This is a genomic window from Nocardia farcinica (assembly GCF_029867845.1).
Classification (GTDB): Bacteria; Actinomycetota; Actinomycetes; order Mycobacteriales; family Mycobacteriaceae; genus Nocardia; species Nocardia farcinica_A.
The window spans coordinates 1-2238 of the sequence record NZ_JARWRU010000103.1 but is presented as its reverse complement, the minus strand read 5'-3'; the positions used below and the strand labels follow the sequence as shown (position 1 = coordinate 2238).

Annotated in this window: 2 protein-coding genes; both read right to left on the bottom strand. The window is 73.6% G+C overall.

The window, feature by feature from the left end; genetic code table 11:
* The coding region (locus QH283_RS01985; protein ID WP_280501306.1) for a hypothetical protein at positions 1-479 on the bottom strand (479 nt) is incomplete at its 3' end.
* Positions 476-2059: a GMC family oxidoreductase gene (locus tag QH283_RS01980; protein ID WP_280501305.1), complete on the bottom strand. Its 1584-nt coding sequence runs from the start codon at positions 2057-2059 to the stop codon at positions 476-478. The genes QH283_RS01980 and QH283_RS01985, both read right to left, overlap by 4 nt.
* Positions 2060-2238 lie beyond the last annotated feature (179 nt).

Sequence of the window (2238 nt, the reverse complement as noted above, 5' to 3'; positions counted from 1 at the left end):
TGCGCTTCGGGGGGGCAGCCCGCGGGCTTGTGCGGGACCGGCGCGGGGCCCACCCGCGACCCCGGGCCGCCGACGAAGGTCAGCCGTTGCTGCGTGTGCTCGTCTTGCACACGGAACTCGTCGCGCACCCACCGCCACGGGATCGGGCCCTCGCTGCCGTAGGAGACGACGATCGCGGGTTGCCCGTCCAGCCAGGAGGATTCGGTGGCCACGGTCATGGGCAGGTGCTCGACCAGGCCGCCGCCGTCGGGTGAGCGCAGCACACTGACGGCGGTGCCGTCGCCGGCGAATCGCTTGCCGTGCCAGCGGCGCATCCCGCCGAGCGCGATGGCGCGGGGCGCGGCGACGCGCAGCGGGGCGGGGCCGGCGAACTCGGCGCGGTAGGTGCCGGTCACCGGCCTGTCGCCCGCGGGCAGGCCGGCGAACAGGCCGCGCAGTTGCGACAGGGAGCGGGGGAGGTCATGGGAGGAGGCGTTCAACTGACAGCTCTTTCGGTGCGGGCCGCGTAGCGGGCGGCGAAACGTTCGGCCATCGCGGTGATGGTGAGACTCGGATTGACGCCGACATTGGCGGGCACGGCCGAGCCGTCGACGACATACAGGCCGGGGTGGCCGAACACCTGGTGGTCGGTGTCGATGACGCCGTCGCCGGCGTCGTGGCCCATGGCAGCGCCGCCGAGTATGTGGGCGGTGATGGACTTGCCGCCGACGCTCTCCAGCAGCAGGTTCAGCGGGCGGCCGCCGACGGAGGCGGCGAACGCGCGGGCCACCTCGTTGGCCTGGGGCAGGTAGCTGGGCGCCTGCTTGCCGCTCACCGAGCGTGAGCGCAGCACCTTGCGCCACGGTCGCACCGGGGAGCGGTCGAACACCAGCCGGATCTCGTTCTCCACGCTCTGCATGACGGTGAAGACGCTCAGGCGCGCGAGGAAGTCGCGGGCGAAGGTGGTGCGCAGCTGCCGCACGGGATGGGCGAGCAGGGCGCGCAGCGCGGCCCGGCGCCGGCGCGCGGGATCGGCGCCGTCGACCAGCGGGCCGACCTGGAAGCGCATGTGCCAGCCGCCCACGTAACGGTTCTGGGTGACATGGGTTTTCGCGTCCGGGTAGAACTCGCTGGAGATGGTGGGGCCTCGGGTGAAGTCGGTCGCCGGGTCGTCGGCGAGCACAGCGGTGATGGCCTCGGAGTTGGTGCGCACGCCGGTGCCGAGCCGCTCGGACACGCGCGGCAGCCCGCCCGACTCGCGGGAGCGGAACAGCAGCTCGACGGTGCCGAGCACGCCCGCGGCCAGCACCACCTCCGGCGCCCGCAGCCGCTGCCCGCTGGCGGTGCGGACCTCGTAGCCGCCGCCGGGCAGCTCGGCGATCTCGGTGACCTGCTGTTCGCTGCGGATCTGGGCGCCGCGGCGCTCGGCCAGCCACAGGTAGTTCAGGTCGAGGGTGTTCTTGCTGCCGTAGGCGCAGCCGATCAGGCACGCCCCGCACAGTCTGCACCCGGTGCGTTCTGGGCCCTCGCCGCCGAAGAACGGGTCGGGGACGGTGACGCCCTCCTCGCCCCAGTAGATGGCCATCGGGGTCGGGCCGTAGGTGTGGCCGGCGCCGAGGGCTTCGGCGGTGGCGCGCAGGTGGAGGTCCATCGGGCCCTCGAAGGGCGACACCGCGCGACCGAGCATGCGCGCGGCGGTGGCGTAGTGCGGGGCCAGTTCGGCGCGCCAGCCGGACGGCGAGCGCGGCCACGCCGGGTCGGTGAAGAAGTCGTCCTCGGGTTCGAGCAGCACGCCCGCCCACACGATGCTGCCGCCGCCGACGCCCGCACCGCCGATGATGCCCACGTGGGCGAGCACGCGCTGCCAGAAGAACCCGCGCAATCCCAGCTCCGGCATCCACAGGTACTTGCGGGGGTCGCGGCGGGCGGCCGCGAAATCCGCGCGGGTGTGACGGCGGCCCTGCTCGAGCACGATCACGCGGCGGCCCTGCTCGCTCAGCCGCAGCGCACTCACGGCACCGCCGAAACCGCTCCCGACGATGAGGACGTCGGTGTCGAACGCGCCGCTGTGATCGTGCATGCCGAGCAGCATAGGGGGCATCGCCGGGGATCGGGAGGTGTGTTGGACATCCGACCGGTTCGGCTCGCGCGTGGGGGAGGTCGGCGGCACGGCAAACGACAGGCGATAGCGGGGCCCCGCCCGGGGCGCCCCCCCGAGCGGCGCGGGGGGGGGGCGGGGTTTTTAAAAGCCCGGGCGCG

What these genes read in the sequence shown, in the direction of transcription:
- QH283_RS01980 (WP_280501305.1), bottom strand. Translation starts at nt 2,059, where the DNA reads ATGCACGATCACAGCGGCGCGTTCGACACCGACGTCCTCATCGTCGGG.